The organism is Arthrobacter sp. Cza30, assembly GCF_059090765.1.
Genome location: NZ_JBNHGA010000010.1, coordinates 67,985 through 91,017, shown reverse-complemented (window position 1 = coordinate 91,017; position 23,033 = coordinate 67,985). Strand labels below are relative to the sequence as shown.

Sequence of the window (23,033 nt, the reverse complement as noted above, 5' to 3'; positions counted from 1 at the left end):
CGCACGGACATGAAGCAAGGAGAGATGGGATGACGGCACTCAAGCTCGACGGCAAGGCCGCGGCGGCCGAGATCAAGGCGGAGCTCGCCGAGCGCGTCGCCGCGCTCCAGAAGCGCGGCATCACACCGGGCATCGCGACGGTGCTGGTCGGCGCCGACCCGGCCTCGCAGCTGTACGTCGGCATGAAGCACCGCCAGTCCGAGTCGATCGGCATGAACTCGATCCAGCGGGAGCTCCCGGCCGACGCGACGCAGGAGCAGGTCGAGGCGCTGATCGACGAGCTCAACGCCGACCCGGCCTGCCACGGCTACATCGTGCAGCTGCCACTGCCGAAGCACATCGACACCGACGCCATCCTCGAGCGCATCGATCCGGCCAAGGACGCCGACGGCCTGCACCCGACGAACCTCGGCCGGCTCGTCCTCAACGTCAACGCGCCGATCACGACGCCGCTGCCGTGCACCCCGCGCGGTGTCATCGAGCTGCTCCTGCGCAACGACTACGACCTCACCGGCAAGGATGTCGTCGTCGTCGGACGCGGTGTCACCATCGGCCGCTCGATCGGTCTGCTGCTGACCCGCCGGGAGATCAACGCGACCGTGACGCTGACGCACACCGGCACGACCGACCTCGCGCATCACCTGCGCCAGGCCGACGTCATCGTGGCCGCGGCTGGCGTCAAGCACATCGTGCGCGCCGAGGACGTCAAGCCGGGCGCGGCCGTGCTCGATGTGGGCGTCACGCGCGAGGTCGACCCCGAGACCGGCAAGTCCACGGTCTACGGCGACGTCCACCCCGATGTGGCCGACGTCGCCGGCTGGCTGTCGCCGAACCCCGGCGGCGTCGGCCCCATGACGGTCGCGCTGCTCATGACCAACGTCGTCGAGGCCGCCGAGCGCCAGGCCGGCTGAGCCTTCCCGCCCGGTCGGCGCGCACCACCGGTCGCCGAGTCGGCGACGCGTGCACCGGAACGTCGCGGCTCAAGGGTCCCGCGCGAGTCGCGCCTCGACGGCGGCCAGTGCCGCCCGCGCGCCGTCGGTCGGCGCGATCGCCACGAGCCCGCGATACAGCGTGAGGAGCGCGGAGACGTCGAGGGTGCCGGTACGGGCGCGGTCGCAATGGACCGCCTGGATCGCCGCCTCGAGCTGGAACCGGCCGAGCGGCCGCCCGAGCGCCGATGCCCGGCGCAGGAGCGCCGCGCCCTCCGCGATGAGCTCGCGGTCCCACAGCGTCGTGTCCTGCTGGTCCAGCGGTGGCCACGGCGCACGTGCGCGCGCCGGCGCGCGCGACTGCGCATACGTCAGGAGCGCCGCAAGTCCCCACGCCTCGGGCTCGACCTCCAGCAGCGTCGCTGTCAGCACCGCGAGCCACCGCGCCTCGTCGGCGATCGATTCGCGGATGGCGTCGCCCTGGTCGAGCCACGAGAGGGCGTACGCGCCGTAGACAGCCTCGAGCACCGCCGGCAGCCGCGCCGGCATGTCCGCCCGGGTCGGCACACGGAACGGGATGCCGGCGTCGCGGATGCGGCGCTTGGCGCGGACGAGCCGCTGCGCCATCGTGGCATGTTCCACGCCGAACGCGCGCGCGACATCGCGCGCGTCGAACCCGAGGACCGTCTGCATCATCAGGGGGCTTCGCACGGCGCGGTCGACCGCAGGATGCGCGCACGCGAACAGCAGCTCGAGCCGCCGGTCGGGGATGGTCTGCGTGCGCTCGACCCAGGCGTCGGCATCCGGGCTCTCATCGGCGAGGTGGGCAGCGACGGCGTCGTCCAGCGCGACGCTGGTGCGCTGCGCCGCCGACCGGAACAGGTCGCGCAGTCGGTTGCGGGCCACGGTGAGAAGCCAGCCTTCCGGGTTCGACGGGATGCCGGCATCCGGCCACGTGCGCAACGCACGCTCGAATGCGTCCGACAGGGCGTCCTCGGCGAGCGAGATGTCCGGGCCCCCGCGCCGGGAGGCTCCGTGCGACGCACCGGCGGCGGAAGGAGAGGGCGCGGGGAGGGTCGCAGCGGCGAGCAGCGCCAGCAGACGACCGTACGAGACGCGGGCGGCGTGCTCGGCAGCCGCCCGCGCTCGGCCGACGTCGGTCATCAGTTCCCGAACGGGGTCCACGAGCCGTCGGTGAAGTACGTCGCCGTCGGTCGGATCTCGACGGCGCCCCATCCGACCGAGGGGGCCTTCGCAGCCCACCCGATCGCGGCGTCCAGGTCCGGCACGTCGATGACGAACGTTCCGCCGAGCTGTTCCTTGGTGTCGGCGAACGGGCCGTCCTGCACGCGCAGCTCGCCGTCCGCGGCGGTCACCGTCGTGGTCACCGCCGACGGCTGCAGCACCTCGGCGGCGCGCAGGATGCCGGCGCGATCGAGCGCTTTGGCGTACTCGTCGAACTCGCGCATGCCCTCGGCCCAGGCGTCCGGGCCCATGTCGGCCTCGGTCATCTCGGGATAGTGGAGCAGAAGCGTGTACCGCATGATGGCTTTCCTTTCGTCAGTGCCCTGTATCGACATGACGATCGAGGCCGCCGCGAATCGACACTCAGCCCTTGCCGAGTTCGTCGAGCATGCGACGCTGCTCGTCGGTCAGCCCGTCGTGCGACACCGGGCGGGAAGCGGATGCCTCGCGGCGGGGGATCGCCGGAGAGGAGGCATCCGTCGCCGCGGGGCGGCCGCGGGCGGCCCGGTCGTAGAGAGCGCCCGCGCGCGCTTCGACGCGGTCGTCGATGACGTCGTAGACCGCCCATCCGATCAGCAGGATGACCGGTGGCAGCACGTAGCCCCAGAAGCCGCCGAACAGGCCGCCGCCTACGGACACGCTCGTGAGGACGACCGTGCCGATCCAGATCACGAGCGCGACGGCGAGGGCGAGCACGAGCTCGACGAGCTTCTCGCCGGCGCGGGTGCGGTTCCCGGCCGACCGCGCCGCGATCGAGCGGAACCAGCGGGTCACGAGGGGCTTGATCCAGATCACCAGCACCGTCAGGACGAATCCCGCCCACAGCGCCGCCCAGCCGACGCGTGCCGGCGTGAGGAAGCCGATGAGGAGCAGCACCAGCACGTTGAAGACCAGCAGCGAGACGAATCGGACGATCCACTTCTTCATGGCTTCACTGTGCCACGCCCGGCGCGGCGGGGTCAGTACGAGGTGCGGTCCGCGGCCTCGGCGGACGTCGTCCAGCGCGCCGCGAGAGCCTCCGAACCGCGGGCCAGGAGCGCGGTGTCGGCGCCGACGAGGATGAAGGACGCGCCGGCGTCGAGGTACGACTCCGCCGCAGCAGGATCGAACGCGTTCACTCCGACGGGCTTGCCGGCCGCCCGCACGGCCTCGAAGGTGCGCAGGACGGCGGCCACCACGTCGGGGTGCGTCTGCTGTCCGAGCAGCCCCATCGACGCGGCGAGGTCGCTCGGTCCGACGAACACGCCGTCGACGCCGTCGACCGCGGCGATCTCGGCGGCGGCCTCGACACCCGCAGCGGTCTCGATCTGCACGAAGAGCGACACGTGCTCGTCGCCGTTCGCCAGGTAGTCGTCCACGCGGTTCCACCGGGCGGACCGGGCGAGGGCGGAGCCCACGCCGCGGTTGCCGCGGGGCGGATAGCGGACGGCGGCGACGGCGGCTTCGGCATCCGCTGGAGAGGAGACCATCGGCACGAGCAGATTCTGCGCGCCCAGATCGAGCACCTGCTTGATCGTCACGACGTCGCCGATCGGCACGCGCACCACGGCCGTTCCCGGGTAGGCGCTCACAGCCTGGAGCTGAGCCAGCACCGACTCGAGACCGTTGGGCGAATGCTCCATGTCGATGAGCACCCAGTCCAGGCCCGCTCCGGCGCAGATCTCCGCGATGAGCGGCGACCCCGAGCACACCCACATGCCCGCCAGAGGCCGGGATGCCTCGGCGAGGGCGTCGCGGAAGGTCGGGTTCAGACGAAGCGGCATGCGATCGTTCCCATCGGTCCGTAGTCGCACAGCACGCTATCGCCTCGCGACACCCACATGGGGCGCGTGAACGAGCCGGCGAGGATGATCTCGCCCGCCTCGAGCCGAGCGCCGTGCTGCCAGAACTTGTCGGCCAGCCACGCCACGCCGGTCGCCGGGTGGCCAAGCACGCCGGCGGCGACACCCGTCTCCTCGATCTCGCCGTTGCGGGACAGGACGCCAGGCACCCAGCGCAGGTCGATCTCATCAGGGCGCTTGCGCACCCCGCCGAGCACCATCGCGCCGTAGGCGGCGTTGTCGGCGATGGTGTCGACGATGGTGCGGCCCTCGAGCTCGATGTGGGAGTTGAGGACCTCCAGCGCCGGCACGGCGTAGTCGATGGCGGCCAGTGCGTCCTCGAGCGTGCAGTCCGGGCCCTCGAGCGGCTGCTTCAGCACGAACGCGAGCTCGACCTCGATGCGCACGTTCGAGAAGTGCTCGACGGGGATCTCGGCGCCGGACCGGTAGACCGTGTCGTCGAACATGACGCCGTAGTCGGGCTCGGTGATTCCAGTCGCCTGCTGCATCGCTTTGGAGGTGAGGCCGATCTTGCGTCCCACCAGGCGGCGTCCGGCGGCGATGTTCTTGTCGCGCCACACGCCCTGGATCGCGTACGCGTCCTCGACCGTCGCCTCGGGGTACCGTGCGGTGATCCGGGGGATCACCGAGTGGGTCCTGTCGGCCTCGGCGAGCTCATCCGCGATCGCGGCGATCTGCTCCGGTGACAGCATCACAGCTGGTGACCGAGCTTGTACTCGCCCTGCTTCCACGACGGCAGCTCGTCGGCGCTGTCGCCGGCCCGGGTGTACGAGAAGCCGTCGGCGCCGATGGTGACGGCCATCTCGGAGGTGTCGGTGCGGGCGACGACGGGCTGCGGGTTGCCGTCGAGGTCGAGGACGAGGGAGGCCTCGGTGTACCACGACGGCACCACGGGATTGCCCCACCAGTCGCGCCGCTGGTTGTCGTGGACGTCCCACGTGACGACCGGATTGTCGGGGTCGCCGGTGTAGTAGTCCTGCGTGTAGATCTCCACGCGGTGCCCGTCGGGGTCGCGCAGGTACAGGTAGAACGCGTTCGACACGCCGTGGCGGCCGGGGCCGCGCTCGATCGCGTCCGACCGGCGCAGCGCGCCGAGCTTGTCGCAGATCGCGAGGATGTTGTGCTTCTCGTGGGTCGCGAAGGCGACGTGGTGCATGCGCGGACCGTCGCCGCCGGTCATCGCGGTGTCGTGCACGGTGGGCTTGCGGCGCATCCACGCCGCGTACACGGTTCCCTCGTCGTCCTGGATGTCCTCGGTGACGCGGAAGCCGAGGTCCTGCATGAACTTCACCGCGCGCGGCACGTCGGGCGTCACCTGGTTGAAGTGGTCCAGGCGCACCAGCGCTCCGGGGGTGTAGAGGTCGTACCGCCACGCGAGGCGCTCGACGTGCTCGACGTCGTGGAAGAACTCGTACGGGAAGCCCAGCGGGTCGATGACGCGGACCGAGTCGCCGATGCCCTTGGTGAAGCCCTCCGGGTTGCGCCGCACTTCGCAGCCGAGCTCCTCGTAGAACGCGACGGCCTTGTCGAGGTCTTCGGGCGTGCGCACGCGGTACGAGAACGCCGCGACCGCGGCCACCGGGCCCTTCCGCAGCACGAGGTTGTGGTGGATGAACTCCTCGATCGAGCGCAGGTAGACGGTGTCCTCGTCCTCCTCGGTGACGACGAGGTCGAGGACGTCGACGTAGAAGGCGCGGGATGCCTCGAGGTCGGTGACGACGAGCTCCATGTACGCGCAGCGCAGGATGTCGGGCGCCGGCGACGTGGGAGTCGGCACGGGGTTGTCGGTGTCGATCGGCGCCTCCTGTGACACATAGAAGCCGGAGGAGGTGAGGGTCATGTTCTTGCGGTCGGTCATTTCGCGTCCTTGCTTGTGTTGGTTCTCGAACGAGGGAGGGAAGCGACCGGGACGAAACGCGCGCGTCGGGTCTCGGTTCGCTCGCTCGACGGAGAAATGCGGGCTCAGCCCTCGTCGGACTCGGCGGCCTCGGCCTGCTCCGGGGCAGGCGTCGACTTGCCGAAGGTCGGGTTGTGCGCCGGTCCGAGCGTGATGTGCACGGCCTGCTGGTCGGTGTAGAAGTCGATCGAGCGGTAGCCGCCCTCGTGGCCGAGCCCCGAGGCCTTCACCCCGCCGAACGGCGTGCGGAGGTCGCGCACGTTGTTGGAGTTCAGCCACACCATGCCGGCCTCGATCGCCTGCGAGAAGTTGTGCGCGCGCTTGAGGTCGTTGGTCCACACGTAGGCGGCGAGCCCGTACCTCACGCCGTTGGCCAGCTGGAGCGCCTCCTCGTCGGTGTCGAAAGGCGTGATGGCGACGACCGGCCCGAAGATCTCCTCCTGGAAGATCCGCGCGTCGGGCGCGACATCGGCGAAGACGGTGGGCCGCACGAAGTTGCCGGTGTCGAAGCCGTCGGGGCGGCCGCCGCCGGCGACGAGGCGCGCTTCGGTCTTGCCGATCTCGATGTAGGACATCACCTTGTCGTAGTGCTCGGGGTGCACCAGCGCGCCGACCTCGGTGGCCGGGTCGTCGGGGTAGCCCACGATGACGCGCTCGGCCTGGGCGGCATAGCGCTCGACGAACTCGTCGTAGACCGGGCGCTCGACGAGGATCCGCGACCCGGCGGTGCAGCGCTCGCCGTTCAGCGAGAACACGCCGAAGATCGTCGCGTCGATCGCGGCCTCGAGGTCGGCGTCGGCGAACACGACGGCCGGGCTCTTCCCGCCCAGCTCCATCGACAGGCCCTTGAGGTACGGCGCGGCGTTGGCGAAGATGATCTGCCCGGTGCGGCTCTCGCCCGTGAAGGAGATGAGGGGCACGTCGGGGTGCTTGACCAGGGCGTCGCCGGCGTCCTCGCCGAAGCCGTTGACGAGGTTGAAGACGCCCCGCGGCAGGCCCGCCTCCTCGAAGATGCCCGCCCACAGCGACGCCGACAGCGGCGTGAACTCGGCCGGCTTCAGCACGACGGTGTTGCCGGTCGCCAGCGCCGGACCGAGCTTCCACGACTCGAGCATGAACGGCGTGTTCCACGGCGTGATGAGCCCCGCGACCCCGATCGGCTTGCGGTTGACGTAGTTCATCTGCCGGCCCGGCACCTTGAAGGCGTCGTCGGTCTGCGCCACGATCAGGTCGGCGAAGAACCGGAAGTTCTCCGCGGCCCGGCGGGCCTGACCGAGCGCCTGCGTGATCGGCAGGCCGGAATCGAACGACTCGAGCTCGGCCAGGCGGGCGTCGCGGGACTCGACGATGTCGGCGATCCGGTGCAGCACGCGGGATCGCTCGCGGGGCAGCATCCGAGGCCACGGGCCGTCGGTGAAGGCGCGGCGCGCGGCCGCGACGGCGCGGTCGATGTCGGCCTTCTTGCCGGCGGCGGCGCGGAGGTAGGTCTCGTTGGTGACCGGGTCGAGGACGTCGAAGGTGTCGCCGTCGAGCGAGTCGACGAACTCGCCGTCGATGTAGTGCTGGACACGGTCGGGCAGGTCTGCCGGACGGCGCCGGGAGGCTCGGGCGGTGGCGGTGTCGGTCATGGTGTGCTCCTTCGGGGAGATTTCAGAACGCCGGAAGGCCCAAGGCCTCGTCGGGGTGTTCGTGGATCATGTAGGCGTCGAGGGTCGCCGAGCGATGGCGGCGGGCGGCTTTCTCGATCTCGCCCAGGGGCGCGCCGGACTCGATGAGCTGCACGATGTTCTCGTGCTCGCGCACCGACTCCTGGGCGCGGCCCGGGACGAAGCTGAAGGTGGAGTCGCGGAGGTGGCCGAGGCGGGCCCACTCGGCGTTGACGAGCTCGAGCATCCGCGGGTTGGCGCACTTGGTGAACAGCGCCGCGTGGAACTCCTGATTCAGCGCCGTGAAGGCGCGCGGATCGAAGTGCTCGAGCGTGCCGATCATGAGGTCGTTGATGCGGCGGGCGTTGCGGATGTCGTCGGCGGTGAGACGGCGCGCGGCGAGGGCGGTGGCCGCGCCTTCGAGGATCGACAGCGCCTGCATGCTGTGGCGGTACTGCGAATCGTCGACCATCGACACCCGCGCGCCGACGTTCCGCTCGAACATGACCAGGCCCTCGGCCTCGAGCTGACGGATGGCCTCGCGGACCGGCACCACGCTCATGTCGAGCTCACCGGCGATGGCTCCGAGCACCAGCCGGTAGCCCGGGGTGAACTCCTGCTTCGCGATCCGCTCCTTGATCCAGTGGTACGCCCGCTGCGACTTGCTGAGCGTGCCGGAGACCTCGGTCTCCTTCATGCCGAGCCTCCGTCCTCCCGCGCAGCGGCGAAGCGGGACCTCCACTGGGCGTTCATCGGGAACAGGCCGTCGACCGGATGCCCCTCGGCGACACGTGCGGCGATCCATGCGTCCTCGTCCTCCTGGGCGAGCGCCGCGTCGACGACCTCCTCGACGAGGGCCGGCGGGATGACGAGGACGCCGTCGTCGTCGCCGACGATGACGTCGCCCGGCTGCACCGTGGTGCCGCCGCATGCGACGGTCGCGTCGACATCCCACGGCACGTGCTTCCGGCCGAGCACGGCGGGGTGCGCTCCCGACGAGTACACCGGGATGCCGACCGCGGCCACGGCGGCGGCATCCCGCACACCGCCGTCGGTGACGATGCCGGCCGCGCCGCGGGCGTGCGCACGGATGGCGAGGATGTCGCCGAGCGTTCCGGAGCCGGTCTCGCCCCGCGCCTCGATGACGATGACCTCGCCGTCGCCGACCGCGTCGAAGACCCGCTTCTGCGCGTTGTAGCCGCCGCCGTGGCTGTCGAACAGGTCCTCGCGGTTGGGCACGAAGCGGAGGGTGCGCGCCGTGCCGACGAGCTTCGTCCCCGGACGCAGCGGCCGGACGCCGTCGATGTGCACGTTGTTCAGGCCGCGTCTGCGCAGCTGCAGCGACAGGCCCGCGACGGGTGCGGCCGCGAGCTTGGCGCGGAGCTCTTCGCCCAGACGCCACTCGGGCGGCAGTCCCGCGGCCTCCCGGGAGCCCCAGGCCTCGGTGCGCTGCAGATCGTCGGCCGAGGGGAGCGAGCCGAGCTCGGGATCGAAGGGGACCTCGCCCTGCACCACGGTGGTGACCAGGCGCCCGGTCGACGGACCGCCCGCCACATCGACCTCGACCTCGACGACGTCGCCCGGGACGGCGACGGAGGAGCCCGCAGGGGTGCCGGTGAGGATGACATCGCCCGGCTCGAGCGTGAAGTGCTGGGAGAGATCGGCGACGAGCTGCTCGAGCGAGAAGATCATGCCCGCGGACGTGTCGTCCTGCACCGGCGCGCCGTTGAGCCAGGTCCGCACCCGCAGCGACCGCGGATCGATGCCGCGGGCATCCAGCAGCGACGGGCCGATCGGCGTGTACCCGTCGCCGCCCTTGGACCGCACGTTCGACCCCTTGTCGTTCGCGCGCAGGTCGTACAGGCCGAAGTCGTTTGCGGCGGTCACCCAGGCGACATGATCCCACGCGTCCGCAAGGGCGATCCGTCGGGCCGGCCGCCCGATGACGAGCGCGATCTCGCCTTCGAACGCCAGCAGCTGGGTGCCCGCAGGACGCTCGATCGTGCCGCCCGATGCCGCGACGGAGCTGGACGGCTTGAAGAAGTACGACGGATGCTGCGGGCGGCGCCCCCGCTGATCCGCGCGGGAGGCGTAGCTGAGGTGGATCGCGATGATCTTTCCCGGGCGGGCGGGGAGGGCTGCGAAGCGGGGATCCGCGGTCGCCGTCGTTCCGTCCATGAAGCATCCTCACTGTTGCGTCGTATCCGAAATCGTATATGATCACAGCACACCGGGCAAGGCGCTCCCGAAGCCGCCGCCGGTGACATTGATGTCACGCTCGACACAGGAGTCATGCACATGAGCACATCCCAGCCCGCCGGTGGCTTCACGCCGACCGGCACGATCGCCTCGGCGGCCGACCGCCGACGCGTGGTCTTCGCCACGGTGGTCGGCACCACCGTGGAGTGGTACGACTTCTTCATCTACGCCTCCGCGGCGGGCCTGGTCTTCGGGCAGCTGTTCTTCGCGCCGCTGGGCGCCAACAGCGTCCTGATCTCGTTCGCGACGGTCGGCGTGAGCTTCCTCTTCCGTCCGCTCGGCGCGTTCCTCGCCGGTCACTTCGGCGACAAGTACGGACGCAAGGTCGTGCTGATGTGGACGCTCATCCTCATGGGAGCGGCGACGGCGCTCATCGGCATCCTCCCCACCTACGAGGCGATCGGCGTCGCAGCGCCGATCCTCCTGGTGCTGCTGCGCATCCTGCAGGGCCTGTCTGCCGGCGGTGAATGGGGCGGCGCCGTGCTCATGGCGGTCGAGCACGCGCCCCGGCCCCGCCGCGGCGCCTTCGGCGCGTCGCCTCAGATCGGCGTGCCGCTGGGCCTGCTGCTGGCATCCGGCGTGATGGCCCTCATGGCGATGATCGCCCCCGGGGATGCCTTCGTCGCGTGGGGCTGGCGCGTGCCGTTCCTGTTGAGCGTGGTGCTCATCCTCGTCGGCTGGTACGTCCGCCGTCGCGTCGAGGAGAGCCCGGTGTTCGCCGAGCTCGCCGAGCGCAAGGAGAAGGCGCGGATGCCGATCGTGCAGCTGTTCCGCAAGCACGTGCTCCTGGTGATCATCGCGGCCTTCGTCTTCGCGGGGAACAACGCGGTCGGCTACATGACGACCGGCGGCTACATCCAGAACTACTCCACCAACCCCGAGGGCCCGCTGGCGCTCGAGCGCGGACCGGTCCTGTGGGCCGTCGCCGGCTCGGCCGTGACGTGGCTGCTGTCGACCTTCGCCGCGGGGGTCATCTCGGACCGCATCGGACGGCGCACCACCTACATCGTCGGCTGGATCCTCCAGCTCGTGGGCGTCTTCACGCTGTTCCCCCTGGTCAACACCGGCAGCATCTGGCTGCTGTTCCTCGGCCTTGCCATCCTCACGATCGGTCTCGGCTTCACCTACGGCCCCCAGGCGGCGCTGTACTCGGAGCTGTTCCCCGCCTCGATCCGGTTCTCCGGCGTGTCCATCTCGTACGCGATCGGCGCGATCCTCGGCGGCGCGTTCGCGCCGACGATCGCCACGGCGCTGGTGCAGGCGACCGGCACGACGATGTCGGTGACGTGGTACCTCGCCGGCATGACGGTGCTGGGGCTCATCGCCACACTGCTGCTGCGCGACCGGTCCGGCATCCCTCTGGGTCCCGAGCACGAGGCCGAGCAGGAGAAGAGCCCCATCTACGGGGTGGCCAAGGCCTGAGTCGTCGATGTCGACGGGGCGGGGCGGGGCCGGTCGGCTCCGCCCCGTCGTCACGTCCGGGGCATCCCGGCAGGCGAGCGTGTCCCACTTCTGCGGCTGCGGCGGCTCTTCTGGCCGCTTGTTCGGGACATGCCGCCCGGTAAGTGGGACGCGGGAGCGGATGCCGAGGCGCCGTGCCCGGCGTCAGTCCCCGGCGGGTCGGGTGACGCGGGTGCGGCCGCGCACCTCGGCGATCACGCGACCATCCGCCGTGGAGACCCGCACGTCGTAGACGCCCGAGCGGCCGACGAGTGCACGGCGATCGGCGACCGCCTCCAGCTGGTCGCCCTCGCGTGCCGGCGACAGGAAGACGATGTCGGCGCCGGCGACCAGGGTCACGGCATCCGTCTCGTTGCCGGCGAGGGCGAGCGCGGTGTCGGCCAGTGCGAACACCACACCCCCGTGCGCCACCGCGAAGCCGTTGAGCATGTCGGCCCGCACGCTCATGCGCACCACGGCCCGGCCCGGTTCCGCGCGGACGACCGACATGCCGAGCGCGGCCGACGCGGGGTCGGCGGCGATCATGCGGCGCGTGTGCTCGGTGGCGAACACGTCGTCCATCTGGATCCTCCCGGCGGAGCGTTGAGCGACCCGCGGCGCTGTGCGATCATCGTACAGAACGAGCGTTCAGTAATCCACGACGCCCGAGTCGATGACGACGAAACGGATGCCGATGCCCACGATCCTGCGCGAGGAGCGGCCCGACCGCATGTGGGTGCGGCTGCATCGTCCCGACGCGCGCAACGCGATCGACCGCGCGATGGTCGACGAGCTGCACGCGGTGTGCGAGGACCTCGAGCGCACGCCCCGCGTCCTCCTCCTCGCCGGTGCCGGCGGGGTCTTCGCGAGCGGCGCCGACATCGCCGAGCTGCGCGAGCGCGCACCGGCCGATGCGCTCGAGGGGATCAACTCGCGGCTGTTCGATCGCATCGCGCACCTGCCGATGCCGGTGATCGCGGTCGTCGACGGCTGGGCGCTGGGCGGAGGAGCCGAGCTGGCGTACGCCGCAGATCTCCGGATCGCGAGCGACCGCGCGCGCTTCGGCAGCCCCGAGCCGTCGCTGGGGATCGTCCCCGCCGCGGGAGCGACGTGGCGTCTGCCGCGCCTGGTGGGCGAGCCGCTCGCGAAGCAGATGCTGCTGGCCGGGCGGATCCTCGCCGCCGACGACGCGCACGCGGCGGGACTGGTCGTCTCCGTCCACCCGCCCGGGGAGCTTGACGCCGCAGCGGACGCGCTCGCGGACCGTATCGCGGCGCTGGACCCTCTGGCGCTCCGGCACACCAAGCGCCTCATCGACGATCCCACCGACGACCCGCGCGCGGCGGCCGACGCCGCGCAGGCCGAGTGCTTCGGGTCGCCGGCCAAGCACGAGCGCATGACGGCCTGGCTCGATGGCAGGCGCGAGAGGAAGAACGCATGACCCTGGGAACACCGCTCGGATCCGCGTCCTCGACCGAGGCGGAGGTCGCCGTCCTCGAGAGCTACATCGCCGGCCGATGGACACCGCCCGACACCACCCGCACGACGGTGCTGCAGGATGCCGCCACCGGCGCGCCCATCGCGACGGTGGGGGCGGCTCCGGACCTCGCCGCCGCCGTGGACCACGCGCGATCGGTGGGCCAGCCATCCCTCGGGGCCCTGTCGTTCCACCGGCGCGCCCTCATCCTCAAGGCTCTCGCGCAGGAGCTCACCGCGGCGAAGGAGGAGCTGTCCGCGCTGAGCGCCGGCACCGGCGCCACGCCGCGCGACGGCGCGATCGACGTCGACGGCGGCATCGGAGTGCTCTTCACCTACGGCTCCAAGGGGCGGCGGGAGCTGCCCAACACCGACGTGCTCGTCGACGGGGCGCCCGAGTCGCTGTCGCGCGACGGCAGCTTCGGGGGTCAGCACGTGTGGACCCGCCTGGCCGGCGTGGCCTTCCAGGTCAACGCGTTCAACTTCCCGGTGTGGGGCATGCTCGAGAAGTTCGCCCCGGCGTTCCTCGCCGGTGTGCCCACGATCGTCAAGCCCGCCACCCCGACGGCGTACCTGACCGAAGCCGCCGTGCGCGTGATGGTGCGATCCGGGCTGCTGCCCGATGGGTCGCTGCAGCTGGCCATCGGCTCCGCGCACGGCTTCCTCGACCTCCTCGACGCGCGGGACGCCGTCGGCTTCACCGGGTCGGCCTCGACCGGGCGGATGCTGCGGCGCGACGACGCCGTCGTCGTCCGCGGCGTCGCCCTGACGACCGAGGCGGACTCCGTCAACGCCGCCGTGCTCGGTCCGGACGCCGTCGCCGGCACGGCCGAGTTCGAAGCATTCGTCGCCTCCGTCGTCACGGAGCTGACGGCCAAGGCCGGACAGAAGTGCACCGCGATCCGGCGGATCATCGTGCCCGAGGCATCCGTCGACAGCGTCATCGAGGCCGTGCGCGCGCGGCTGGCGAAGAAGGTGGTCCTCGGCGACCCGCGTGCCGAGGGGGTGACGATGGGGCCGCTGGCCTCGCTCGCCCAGCGCGACGAGGTGCGGGCGCGCGTCATGGACCTCGTCGCCGGCGGCGGCGAGATCGTCGTGGGATCGCTCGAAGACCCCGAGGTGCTCCTCGCGGACGGCTCGGTCGGCGTCGCCGCGGACGGCGCGTTCGTCGCACCGATCCTGCTGCGGTTCGCCGACCCGTCCGCGCCGGCGGTCCACGAGATCGAGGCGTTCGGCCCGGTCGCCTCGGTGCTCGGCTACACCGACCTGGACGACGCGGTGCGCCTGGCCAATCTGGGCGGCGGGTCTCTCGTGGCGACGGTGTGCTCGGCCGACCCCGCGGCGGTGTCTCACCTGGTCGACGGCATCTCGCCGTGGCACGGGCGCGTGCTCGTGCTCGACGGCGCGGTGGCGCGGACCTCCACGGGTCACGGTTCTCCGATGCCGCACCTCGTGCACGGCGGCCCGGGCCGCGCGGGCGGCGGCGAGGAGCTCGGCGGCATCCGCGCGGTGCTGCACTACATGCGCCGGACTGCGCTGCAGGGCTCGCCCGATGTCCTGACGAGACTCACCGGCCAGTGGCGTGCTGGGGCGGCCGTGGACGAAGGCATCCATCCCTTCCGCAAGCCGCTCGCGGCGCTGCGGGTGGGCGACCGGTACGCGTCGCCTTCCCGCACGGTGACGCTCGAGGACATCGAGCACTTCGCCGGCTTCACCGGCGACCGCTTCTATGCGCACATGGATGAGGCGGCTGCCGCGGCGAACCCGTTCTTCCCCGGGCGCGTCGCACACGGGTACCTGCTGCTGTCGTGGGCGGCCGGCCTGTTCGTCGATCCCGCTCCCGGCCCGGTGCTGGCGAACTACGGCCTGGAGAACCTGCGCTTCATCACGCCGGTCTCACCGGGCGACGAGGTGCGTGTGACGCTCACCGCCGAGCAGATCAGCCCGCGCGAGAGCGAGGAGTACGGCGAGGTCCGGTGGGATGCGGTGCTGGTGAATCAGCGGGACGAAGTGGTGGCGACCTACGACGTCCTGACTCTGGTCGCCAAGGAGTAGCGCCGTTCCCGTTCAGCGGGCGCGCAGGCCGTCGAGCGCGACCGACACGGTGGCGTCCGCGAGAGCCTCGCCGTCCAGGGCGCCGCCGGGGCGGTACCACTCCACGATCGAGTTGATCATGCCGAACAGCAGACGCGAGGTCGTGCCCGCGTCGAGGTCGGCGCGCAGCGACCCCTCGGCCTGCGCCGCGTGGACGAGCTGCGACACGCGATGGTCGAACTCGCGCCGGCGTCGGACGGCGTCGCGCTCGACGTCGGTGTTGCCCCGGACGCGCAGCAGGAGCGTCACGAAGGGGAGCTCGGCGACGAGGACCCGGACGGCGCCGCGCAGCACGGACTCCAGGCGGTCCGCCGCGCCGGCGTCGAGCGCGCCGGCCGCTTCGAGCACGGACTCCAGCTCGCCGAGGGCGCGGTCCAGCGCGCGCTGGAGCAGCTCCTCCTTGCCGCTGACGTGGTAGTACAGGGCCGACTTGCTGGTGCCCAGGCGCTCGGCGAGGACGCTGATCGATGTGGCCTCGTAGCCGCGCTCGTTGAAGGTCGCGACGGCGATCTCGAGCACCGCATCGAGGTCGTAAGGGGGCCGATCGGTGCGTCCGTTGCCGCGGCGGAAGGCCGTCGCCGCGGGGGGCGTGTTGCCCGTCATGGGTGACAAGAGTAGCATTACTGAACGAACGGTAAGTAGCGCAAGGAGGCGCGCATGAACACGGCGACCCTCGCTCCCGACGTCGATGAGCTCGGGCGGGCGCGCTTCGAGGAGCTGATCGCGGCCGACGAGAAGGTCGAGCCGACCGACTGGATGCCGGATGCCTATCGCCGCACGCTGATCCGGCAGATCTCGCAGCACGCGCACTCGGAGATCATCGGCATGCAGCCGGAGGGCAACTGGATCACGCGCGCGCCCAGCCTGCAGCGCAAGGCGATCCTCATGGCGAAGGTCCAGGACGAGGCCGGGCACGGCCTGTATCTCTACTCCGCCGCCCAGACCCTCGGGATCACACGCGAGGAGATGTACGAGCAGCTGCTCAGCGGCACGGCGAAGTACTCGTCGATCTTCAACTACCTGACTCCCTCGTGGGCCGATATGGGCTCGATCGGCTGGCTCGTGGACGGTGCGGCGATCTGCAACCAGGTGCCGCTGTGCCGGGCGTCCTACGGACCGTACGCGCGGGCGATGATCCGCATCTGCAAGGAGGAGTCGTTCCATCAGCGGCAGGGGTTCGAGATCCTGCTGGCCCTGATGAACGGCACGGACGAGCAGCGCGCGATGGCGCAGGAGTCGGTCGACCGCTGGTACGCGCCCGCTCTGATGATGTTCGGGCCGCCCGACGACGCCTCGCCCAACTCCGCGCAGTCGATGGCGTGGAACATCAAGCGGTTCTCCAACGACGAGCTGCGGCAGCGCTTCGTGGACATGATCGTGCCGCAGGCCGAGATCCTCGGGGTGACGCTTCCCGACCCGGACCTGCGGTGGAACGAGCTGCGCGGGCACTGGGATCACGGCGCGCTGGACTGGGACGAGTTCCGCGCCGTGCTGTCGGGGCGCGGCCAGGCCAACAGCATCCGTCTGGGCAAGCGCCGCCGGGCGCACGAGGACGGTGCGTGGGTCAGGGACGCGGCGCGCGCCTACGCCGGGCGGCAGCTCTCGGAGGTGGCGTCATGACCGCACCCGGTGGCGACGCCCGCGAGACCTGGCCGCTGTGGGAGGTGTTCGTCCGCTCATCGCGCGGGCTGTCGCACGTGCACGCGGGCTCGCTGCACGCGCCGGACGCGCAGCTGGCGCTGCACAACGCGCGAGACCTCTACACCCGTCGCGGCGAGGGCGTGTCGATCTGGGTCGTTCCCTCGGCGGCGATCGCCGCGAGCGATCCCGACGCCCGCGGCGCGTTCTTCGAGTCGCCGCAGGGCAAGGACTACCGCTACCCGACGGCCTACACGGCCTCGGCCGACGTGCCGCACCTGTGAGGACGCCGTGACCGACCGGCTCTCGATCCTGCACCTCGCCGACGCGTCCGCCGCGGCCCCCGCGCCGGCGCCCGAGGAGGTCGCACGCTACGCCCTGGGGCTCGGCGACGACGCGCTGGTGCTGGCACAGCGCCTGGGGGAGTGGATCTCGTGCGCCCCCGAGCTCGAGGAGGATGTCGCCCTGGGCAACATCGCGCTCGATCTGCTCGGCCACGCGCGCGCCCTCCTCACCTACGCGGGGTCGGCCTGGGGCGAGACCGAGGACGATCTGGCCTACTTCCGGGACGAGCCGCAGTTCCGCAGCCGCTGGCTGTTCGAGCTGCCGAACGGCGCGGCCGGCGGTCTGGACTTCGCCTTCACCGTCCTCCGTCAGCTCGTCGCCTCGCTCTACTTCGGAGCGCTGTACCGGCGGCTTGCCTCGTCGCAGGACGCCATGCTCGCGGCCATCGCGACGAAGGCGGTGAAGGAAGTCGCCTACCACGCCGAGCACGCGACGCTGTGGACCCTTCGCCTCGGCCTCGGGACCGATGAGTCGCATGGTCGGATGACGCGCGCCCTGTGGGACCTGTGGCCGTTCGTGGGGGAGCTGTTCGACTCGGACCCCGCCGTCGTCGCCCTCGCCGAGAACGGGCGCGCCGGCGTGGCGGTCCCGCCGGAGGAGCTCCGCGACGAGGTCCTCACCGCGGTGCAGGCCACCCTCGCGGACGCCGGTCTTCCGGTCCCCGACGCGCCGTTCGCGGCGGGCGGCGGGCGCGCCGGCCGCCACTCCGAGTCCTTCGGCCGGCTGATCGGCGAGATGCAGGTGCTGGCTCGCGCGCACCCGGGAGCGACATGGTGACCCTCGGTGCTGCCGCCCCCGTGGCGTCCGGCCCGCTCGAGCGGGAGGCGCGACCGCGCCCGGAGGATCCGGACCGCGCGGCGATCTGGGATGTCGCGGCCGGCGTCGTCGACCCCGAGGTGCCGGTCCTCACCATCGCCGACCTGGGCGTGCTGCGCGGCGTCGAGCTGGACGGGGACGTCGCGGTCGTGCGGATCACCCCGACGTACTCCGGATGCCCCGCGATCGAGGCGCTGCGCGCCGACATCCTGTCGGCGCTCGCCACGGAGGGCCGCCGCGCGCGGGTCGAGGTGGTCCTCAGCCCGGCCTGGACGACCGACTGGATGAGCGACGCGGGGCGCCGCAAGCTCGAGGAGTTCGGCATCGCCCCACCGCGTCGCCGCACGGCGGAGGGGGCGGTCACCCTGGGGCTCGGCATCCGGTGCCCGCGCTGCGGTTCGCTGCACACGCGCGAGGTGTCCCGGTACGGGTCGACGTCGTGCAAGGCGCTGTGGCAGTGCCAGAGCTGCGGCGAGCCGTTCGACCGCTTCAAGGAGCTGTGATGCCCGACGCTGTGGGAACGGCGGCGCCGCCGGCGGCGGCCGCGGAGGGAGCACGGCGACGGGCGGTGTTCCATCCGCTCCGGGTGGAAGCCGTCCGGCCCCTCACCCCGGAGGCGATCGAGGTGACGTTCGCGGTGCCGCCGGAGCTGGCGGGCGCGTTCGAGTACCGTCCCGGTCAGCATGTCGCGTTGCGGATGACGATCGACGGCGACGAGGTGCGCCGCAGCTACTCGCTGTGCCGCGCGCCTTCGCCGGGCGACGCCGCCCGCGGAAGCTCCATCCGCGTGGCGATCAAGCGGGAGCGCGGCGGAGCGTTCTCGACGTGGGCGGTCGAGCACCTCGCCGCCGGCGATGTCGTGGAGGTGATGAGCCCGGACGGGCACTTCACCCCCCACGGGCGGTACGAAAGGCCGGCGCACTTCGCCGCCATCGCGGCCGGGTCCGGCATCACGCCCGTGATGGCGCTCATCGAGCACCACCTGGGGGAGCGCCCCGACGACACGTTCGACCTCGTCTACTCCAACCGCACGGCGGGCGACGCGATGTTCCTCGACGATCTCGCCGACCTCAAGGACCGGTTCCCCTCGCGACTCGCCCTCCATCACGTGCTGACGCGCGAGCGCCGGCCCGCGGACCTCTTCTCGGGGCGCCTGGACGAGCGGCGGCTGGAGACGCTGCTGACACGGGTGCTGCGCGCCGACCTCATCGACGAGTGGTTCCTGTGCGGGCCGTTCGAACTCGTCGAGCGGGCGCGGGCGGTCCTCCTGCGCCTCGGCGTCGACGCGTCCGCCATCCGCGTCGAGCTCTTCTCCACCGGGCGTGCCGAGGACCGACGGGGAACCGTCCCGCCACCGGTCGAGGCGGCGCCGGGCGAACCCGTGCGGACCATCTCCTTCCGGCTCGACGGCACGACGGGAACCGTCACGACGCCGGTGTCGGCACGCGAGACGATCCTCGCCGCGGCCCTCCGCACCCGCGGCGACGTGCCCTTCGCGTGTGCGGGCGGCGTGTGCGGCACCTGTCGAGCCGTGCTGCGCGAGGGCACCGTCGACATGGCGCAGAACCACGCGCTCGAACCCGACGAACTGGCGCGTGGGCTCATCCTGACCTGCCAGTCCGTTCCCACGAGCGACACCGTGAGCGTCGACTGGGACGCGTGACGACGAGAGGACATCCATGATCGAGCTCTCCGTGACGGACGCCGTGGCCGAGATCGTGCTCGCGGCCCCCGGGAAGCTCAATGCGCTGTCACTGGATGCGCTGCGGGATCTGGATGCCGCCTACGCGTCGGCGGAGGCATCCGGGGCGCGTGCGCTCGTGCTGCGCGGGGAAGGGCGGGCGTTCTGCGCCGGACGCGACATCGCCGGCGTCGATCCCGAAACCGACGACGTCCCCGGCTATCTCGGAGCCGTGGAGCAGGTGATGCGCCGGATCGCGATCTTCCCGGCGCCGACGTTCGCCGCCGTGCACGGTGCGTGCCTGGGGGTGGGTCTCGGGCTCGCGATCGCGACCGACGTCGTCTACGTGTCCGAGACGGCGAAGGTCGGGTCGCCGTTCGCGAACCTGGGCGCCATGCTGGACTCCGGCGGGCACGCGCTGCTGTACGAGCGCCTCGGCGCCCACCGCGCACTCGATCTCATCTACACCGGCGATCTGGTGTCGGGTGCCGAGGCCGTGGCGGGCGGCCTGTTCAGCCGCGCGCTGCCCGCCGAGGGCGTCGTCGCGTTCACCCGCGAGCGCGCCGCGCGCGTCGCCGCCGGGCCCACCGCCGCCTTCGTCGCTTCGAAGCGCCTGATCGCCCGGCTGCGCGATGCGACGCTGTGGGATGCCGTCGCGGAGGAGTCGCGCGCCCAGGACGCGCTGCGCGCGACCGCCGACTACCGCGAAGGCTTCGCGGCCTTCCAGCAGAAGCGGCCGCCGCGCTTCACCGGTCGCTGAGGACGGCGCCTCGGCCCTGCTCGTTCGAGGAGCGGACCTAGGAGTTCACGCGGATGATCTCCCGCTGGTACGGCGCGATCACCTGACCCGAGATGCGGCAGTCCAGCACGAGGAAGCGGCGCGCCGCCTCGGGCTCGGCCGCCCACGACGCCAGTCTGTCGAGGTCCTCGAGCGTGCGGACCACCACCCCTTCGGCTCCCACGCCGGCCGCGAGTGCCGCGAAATCGACCTCCGGGATGAGCATCGGCTCGCGCGCCAGGCCTTTCAGGCCGTAGAGGTTGACCTCGGCGCCGTACGCGGCGTCGTTCCAGACCACGGCGAGGCCCCGACCGCCGGCGACGCGTACGGCTGTCTCGAGATCGGCGAGGGCCATGAGTCCGCCGCCGTCGCCCGTGGTCAGCACGACCGTCGACCCGGGCCGGGCGAGGGCGGCGCCCGCCACCGACGGCCAGCCGAGGCCGATGGATTGGAAAGCGGTGCCGACCATCATCATGCGGTCCGGGGACGCGACCGGCCAGTACATGTTCGCCCACCCGATGAAGTGGCCGCCGTCCGAGACGACCACCCGGTCCGCGGGAAGGAGGCCGCCGATGCGCGCGGCGACGGAGCGCGGGTCGAGACGCCCGTCGGGCGCGATGCCGTCGCCCGGCTCGTAGGCGCGTGCGGCGGCCACGTCGACCGAGACGCGCCAGTCCGTCGGCTCCGTGTCGAGGCCGAGGACCTGCCGCGTCAGCTCGCGGGCGACGACCGCGGCGTCGCCGCGCACGTACCCGCCGACGTGGGGATGCGTCGCGGTGGGCGCGATGTCGACCTGGAACACCCGCGTCCCGGGTGCGAACAGGTCGCCGAAACGCATCGTGAACTGGTTGAGCGAAGCACCGAAGACGACCGCGACGTCGGCCTGGCGCACGAGCTCCATCGCGCCCTCGGCGCCGAATCCGCCCGTGACGCCGAGGTCGAACTCGCTCCGCGGGAACACCCCGCGTCCGAGCGCCGTCGACGCGGTGAGCGCGCCGGTGGCGTCCGCGAGGGTCCCCAGAGCGTCGCTCGCGCCGGCGAGCCAGGCGCCGCGGCCGGCGAGCAGGAGCGGGCGGCGGGCGGCGGCGAGGGCCTCGGCGATCCGGCGCACGGTCGCATGCGCGAACTCGCCCGCCGGTGTCACGGCCGCCGGGCGCTTGGGCTCCGGCGTCGCGGGCAGCTCGCCCGCGTCCAGGGCCGCGACGTCGTACGGGATCGCCAGGACGACCGGCACGCGGTAGATCAGCGCATGCTCGATCGCGATGACGGTCGTGGCGGCGGCATCCGCACGCCCGACGGTGTACGTGCGGGCGCCGACGGCCGCGGCCATGGCGATCTGGTCGACGTCCCACGGGCGCGGACCCGATGTGGGCTCGTCGCCGACGACGAGCACGAGAGGCACGTGAGCCTGCACCGCCTCGGCCAGCGCCGTGAGGGTGTTGGTGAAGCCGGCCCCGTACGTCGCGGTGGCCGCCGCGAGACGGCCGGACGCCCGATGGTAGGCGTCGGCGGCGACGACGCCGCCGGCCTCATGCCGGACGGCGGTGAACGCGACATCGGTCGAGCGCTCCAGCGCGTCCAGGAAGTAGGCGTTGCCGTTGCCCATCACGCCGAAGACGTGGTCTATGTGGCGGGCGAGAGTGAGGGCCACGTGGGAGGAGACGGTGGGCATGGCGCACCCCTTGAGACTGCAGACGGATGACGAGGCCGTATGTGTCTCGCTCGCACCCATCGGCGGGTGCGGCTGCGTGCCCATTTTTCGAGCACCGGCGGGCGCGTTCCCGCCGGACACCACGAGTATAGGCATACCCGCGGTCCTGGCATGATCGAAGGATGAGGACGATCCAGCTGCGCCGCTACACCCTCGTCGACGGGGAGTACGACGCGTTCGTCGCGTGGTGGAACCAGTGGATGCCGCGTGTGCGACCCGCCGCGGGGTTCACCATCGAGTTCGCCTACGGGCTGCGCGAGACCAACGAGTTCGTGTGGGCCGTGAGCGCCGAGGGCGACGAGCAGGCGTTCCTCGCCCTCGAGAAGGAGTACATGGCCTCGGACGCCCGCGGCGAGGCGTTCGCGGGCGTGCCGCAGCGGGTCGCGGAGTACAACATCCGCTTCATCGACGAGGCCTTCCGGACGACCGTCTGAAGCCGTGCGTCAGCCGCCGAGCGCGTCGCGGATGACGGCGGCCGACCGGGCCAGCCGGGCCGCGACGGAGTCTTCGTCGTGCGAGCTGGCGACGTAGACGACAGCCACCGCGGCCGGCGCCCGCCCGGGCACACGCAGCGGCACTGCCACCGCTCGCACGCTCGGGATGACCTCGTCGTGGCTCGTCGCGTAGCCCCGCGTCGCGGCTTCGCGGATCTCCTCCGCCAACGCGGGTCGCACCGGCGGCCATGACGACTCGGGCGTGATGGAGAGGATCGCCTTGCCGGGCGCTCCGCGGGTGACCGGATGCCGTGTCCCGGGCCGCTGAGCCACCGGGTTCACGGCGTGCCGGGGCTCGACGCTCGACAGCGTGACGCATTCGTCGTGGTCGAGGACCACCAGGAAGCTCGTCATGCCCAGGTCGTTCGCGACCGCGGTGAGCTCGGGGATCGCCTCGGCCTGGAGGTCGTGGGCGACGCCCGCCGCGAGCGCCGCCAGTCTGGCTCCCAGCTGGACCCGTCCGGCCGAGTCGCGCGTGACGAGTCCGTGGTCTTCGAGTGTCCGCAGCAGCCGGTAGGCGACCGAGCGATGCACCGCCAACCGCGCGGCGAGATCGTCGATCGTCAACGGCTCGCGCGCGTCGGCGAGGACCTCAAGGATGCGGATGCCGCGGCTCAGGGTCTGGGAGGCCGGGGCCGCCGCCGTGTCCGTCGCTGCCATGGCGCCTCCGTCGGCGATCTTGCCCGTCGCCGGGCGGTCGTATACGATCTGTTCAATAGTAGAACGGCGCGTTCGAATATAGA

The 23,033-nt window shown here is 71.8% G+C and carries 24 protein-coding genes; 11 read left to right on the top strand and 13 right to left on the bottom strand.

Annotation, left to right across the window (positions count from 1 at the left end; genetic code table 11):
- Positions 1 to 29: 29 nt before the first annotated feature.
- Positions 30 to 911, top strand: a complete 882-nt coding sequence (locus AC5RVZ_RS28410) for a bifunctional methylenetetrahydrofolate dehydrogenase/methenyltetrahydrofolate cyclohydrolase (protein ID WP_494068977.1) — start codon at positions 30 to 32, stop codon at positions 909 to 911.
- A 69-nt stretch (positions 912 to 980) separates the two neighbouring features.
- Here the strand turns inward: AC5RVZ_RS28410 and AC5RVZ_RS28405 are convergent, their stop codons facing one another.
- From AC5RVZ_RS28405 to AC5RVZ_RS28365, 9 genes are all read right to left on the bottom strand, one after another.
- Positions 981 to 2,114, bottom strand: a complete 1,134-nt coding sequence (locus AC5RVZ_RS28405; RefSeq protein ID WP_494068976.1) for an RNA polymerase sigma factor — start codon at positions 2,112 to 2,114, stop codon at positions 981 to 983.
- Positions 2,093 to 2,473: a YciI family protein gene (locus tag AC5RVZ_RS28400; RefSeq protein WP_494068975.1), complete on the bottom strand. Its 381-nt coding sequence runs from the start codon at positions 2,471 to 2,473 to the stop codon at positions 2,093 to 2,095. Before AC5RVZ_RS28400 ends, AC5RVZ_RS28405 begins: the two co-directional genes overlap by 22 nt.
- A gap of 64 nt (positions 2,474 to 2,537) precedes the next feature.
- Complete coding sequence (locus AC5RVZ_RS28395; protein WP_494068974.1) at positions 2,538 to 3,101, bottom strand: hypothetical protein; 564 nt, start codon at positions 3,099 to 3,101, stop codon at positions 2,538 to 2,540.
- 32 nt (positions 3,102 to 3,133) lie between these two features.
- A complete protein-coding gene (locus AC5RVZ_RS28390) occupies positions 3,134 to 3,937 on the bottom strand; it encodes an aldolase/citrate lyase family protein (RefSeq protein WP_494068973.1) in 804 nt (267 codons plus the stop codon).
- Positions 3,922 to 4,707 (bottom strand): 2-keto-4-pentenoate hydratase, encoded by a 786-nt coding sequence (locus AC5RVZ_RS28385; protein WP_494069073.1) that lies wholly within the window; start codon positions 4,705 to 4,707, stop codon positions 3,922 to 3,924. The genes AC5RVZ_RS28390 and AC5RVZ_RS28385 overlap by 16 nt, the downstream gene beginning before the upstream one ends.
- Positions 4,707 to 5,873, bottom strand: coding sequence for a 3,4-dihydroxyphenylacetate 2,3-dioxygenase (hpaD, locus tag AC5RVZ_RS28380; protein ID WP_494068972.1), 1,167 nt, complete (start codon positions 5,871 to 5,873; stop codon positions 4,707 to 4,709). Before hpaD ends, AC5RVZ_RS28385 begins: the two co-directional genes overlap by 1 nt.
- 104 nt (positions 5,874 to 5,977) lie before the next feature.
- Entirely contained in the window at positions 5,978 to 7,540 is a 1,563-nt protein-coding gene (hpaE, locus tag AC5RVZ_RS28375; protein ID WP_494068971.1) for a 5-carboxymethyl-2-hydroxymuconate semialdehyde dehydrogenase, read from the bottom strand.
- A gap of 22 nt (positions 7,541 to 7,562) precedes the next feature.
- Positions 7,563 to 8,255 (bottom strand): GntR family transcriptional regulator, encoded by a 693-nt coding sequence (locus AC5RVZ_RS28370; protein ID WP_494068970.1) that lies wholly within the window; start codon positions 8,253 to 8,255, stop codon positions 7,563 to 7,565.
- Positions 8,252 to 9,736, bottom strand: a complete 1,485-nt coding sequence (locus AC5RVZ_RS28365; RefSeq protein ID WP_494068969.1) for a fumarylacetoacetate hydrolase family protein — start codon at positions 9,734 to 9,736, stop codon at positions 8,252 to 8,254. Before AC5RVZ_RS28365 ends, AC5RVZ_RS28370 begins: the two co-directional genes overlap by 4 nt.
- Before the next feature lie 120 nt (positions 9,737 to 9,856).
- On the opposite strand from AC5RVZ_RS28365, the gene AC5RVZ_RS28360 reads away from it, so the two are divergent.
- Complete coding sequence (locus tag AC5RVZ_RS28360) at positions 9,857 to 11,239, top strand: MFS transporter (protein WP_494068968.1); 1,383 nt, start codon at positions 9,857 to 9,859, stop codon at positions 11,237 to 11,239.
- A gap of 183 nt (positions 11,240 to 11,422) precedes the next feature.
- Here AC5RVZ_RS28360 and paaI read toward each other — a convergent pair whose 3' ends face one another.
- Positions 11,423 to 11,839 carry a hydroxyphenylacetyl-CoA thioesterase PaaI gene (gene paaI, locus AC5RVZ_RS28355; protein WP_494068967.1) on the bottom strand — a complete coding sequence of 139 codons (417 nt, stop codon included), beginning with the start codon at positions 11,837 to 11,839 and terminating at the stop codon, positions 11,423 to 11,425.
- A 112-nt stretch (positions 11,840 to 11,951) separates the two neighbouring features.
- Between paaI and AC5RVZ_RS28350 the strand changes: the two genes are divergently transcribed.
- Together AC5RVZ_RS28350 and paaZ are read left to right on the top strand one after the other, a co-directional pair.
- Positions 11,952 to 12,698, top strand: coding sequence for an enoyl-CoA hydratase/isomerase family protein (locus tag AC5RVZ_RS28350; RefSeq protein WP_494068966.1), 747 nt, complete (start codon positions 11,952 to 11,954; stop codon positions 12,696 to 12,698).
- On the top strand, positions 12,695 to 14,788 hold the full coding sequence (gene paaZ, locus AC5RVZ_RS28345) for a phenylacetic acid degradation bifunctional protein PaaZ (protein WP_494068965.1): 2,094 nt from the start codon (positions 12,695 to 12,697) through the stop codon (positions 14,786 to 14,788). Before AC5RVZ_RS28350 ends, paaZ begins: the two co-directional genes overlap by 4 nt.
- A gap of 12 nt (positions 14,789 to 14,800) precedes the next feature.
- Here paaZ and AC5RVZ_RS28340 read toward each other — a convergent pair whose 3' ends face one another.
- Complete coding sequence (locus AC5RVZ_RS28340) at positions 14,801 to 15,430, bottom strand: TetR/AcrR family transcriptional regulator (protein ID WP_494068964.1); 630 nt, start codon at positions 15,428 to 15,430, stop codon at positions 14,801 to 14,803.
- A gap of 54 nt (positions 15,431 to 15,484) precedes the next feature.
- On the opposite strand from AC5RVZ_RS28340, the gene paaA reads away from it, so the two are divergent.
- Genes paaA through AC5RVZ_RS28310 form a run of 6 tightly spaced genes read left to right on the top strand, consistent with a single transcriptional unit; the run spans position 15,485 to position 20,067 of the window.
- Positions 15,485 to 16,447, top strand: a complete 963-nt coding sequence (gene paaA, locus AC5RVZ_RS28335; protein ID WP_494068963.1) for a 1,2-phenylacetyl-CoA epoxidase subunit PaaA — start codon at positions 15,485 to 15,487, stop codon at positions 16,445 to 16,447.
- Positions 16,444 to 16,749, top strand: a complete 306-nt coding sequence (gene paaB / locus AC5RVZ_RS28330) for a 1,2-phenylacetyl-CoA epoxidase subunit PaaB (RefSeq protein WP_494068962.1) — start codon at positions 16,444 to 16,446, stop codon at positions 16,747 to 16,749. Before paaA ends, paaB begins: the two co-directional genes overlap by 4 nt.
- Before the next feature lie 7 nt (positions 16,750 to 16,756).
- Positions 16,757 to 17,587, top strand: a complete 831-nt coding sequence (gene paaC / locus AC5RVZ_RS28325) for a 1,2-phenylacetyl-CoA epoxidase subunit PaaC (RefSeq protein WP_494068961.1) — start codon at positions 16,757 to 16,759, stop codon at positions 17,585 to 17,587.
- The gene (gene paaD / locus AC5RVZ_RS28320) at positions 17,581 to 18,129 is read left to right on the top strand and encodes a 1,2-phenylacetyl-CoA epoxidase subunit PaaD (protein WP_494068960.1); all 549 of its coding nucleotides are present in this window, start codon (positions 17,581 to 17,583) and stop codon (positions 18,127 to 18,129) included. Before paaC ends, paaD begins: the two co-directional genes overlap by 7 nt.
- Entirely contained in the window at positions 18,129 to 19,289 is a 1,161-nt protein-coding gene (gene paaE, locus AC5RVZ_RS28315) for a 1,2-phenylacetyl-CoA epoxidase subunit PaaE (RefSeq protein WP_494068959.1), read from the top strand. The genes paaD and paaE overlap by 1 nt, the downstream gene beginning before the upstream one ends.
- Before the next feature lie 16 nt (positions 19,290 to 19,305).
- A complete protein-coding gene (locus AC5RVZ_RS28310) occupies positions 19,306 to 20,067 on the top strand; it encodes an enoyl-CoA hydratase/isomerase family protein (RefSeq protein ID WP_494068958.1) in 762 nt (253 codons plus the stop codon).
- A gap of 37 nt (positions 20,068 to 20,104) precedes the next feature.
- On the opposite strand, the gene AC5RVZ_RS28305 is transcribed toward AC5RVZ_RS28310, so the two are convergent.
- The gene (locus AC5RVZ_RS28305; RefSeq protein WP_494068957.1) at positions 20,105 to 21,757 is read right to left on the bottom strand and encodes a thiamine pyrophosphate-binding protein; all 1,653 of its coding nucleotides are present in this window, start codon (positions 21,755 to 21,757) and stop codon (positions 20,105 to 20,107) included.
- 161 nt (positions 21,758 to 21,918) lie between these two features.
- Between AC5RVZ_RS28305 and AC5RVZ_RS28300 the strand changes: the two genes are divergently transcribed.
- Positions 21,919 to 22,230, top strand: a complete 312-nt coding sequence (locus tag AC5RVZ_RS28300) for a hypothetical protein (RefSeq protein WP_494068956.1) — start codon at positions 21,919 to 21,921, stop codon at positions 22,228 to 22,230.
- A gap of 9 nt (positions 22,231 to 22,239) precedes the next feature.
- Here AC5RVZ_RS28300 and AC5RVZ_RS28295 read toward each other — a convergent pair whose 3' ends face one another.
- Positions 22,240 to 22,950 (bottom strand): IclR family transcriptional regulator, encoded by a 711-nt coding sequence (locus AC5RVZ_RS28295; protein WP_494068955.1) that lies wholly within the window; start codon positions 22,948 to 22,950, stop codon positions 22,240 to 22,242.
- Positions 22,951 to 23,033: the final 83 nt, after the last annotated feature.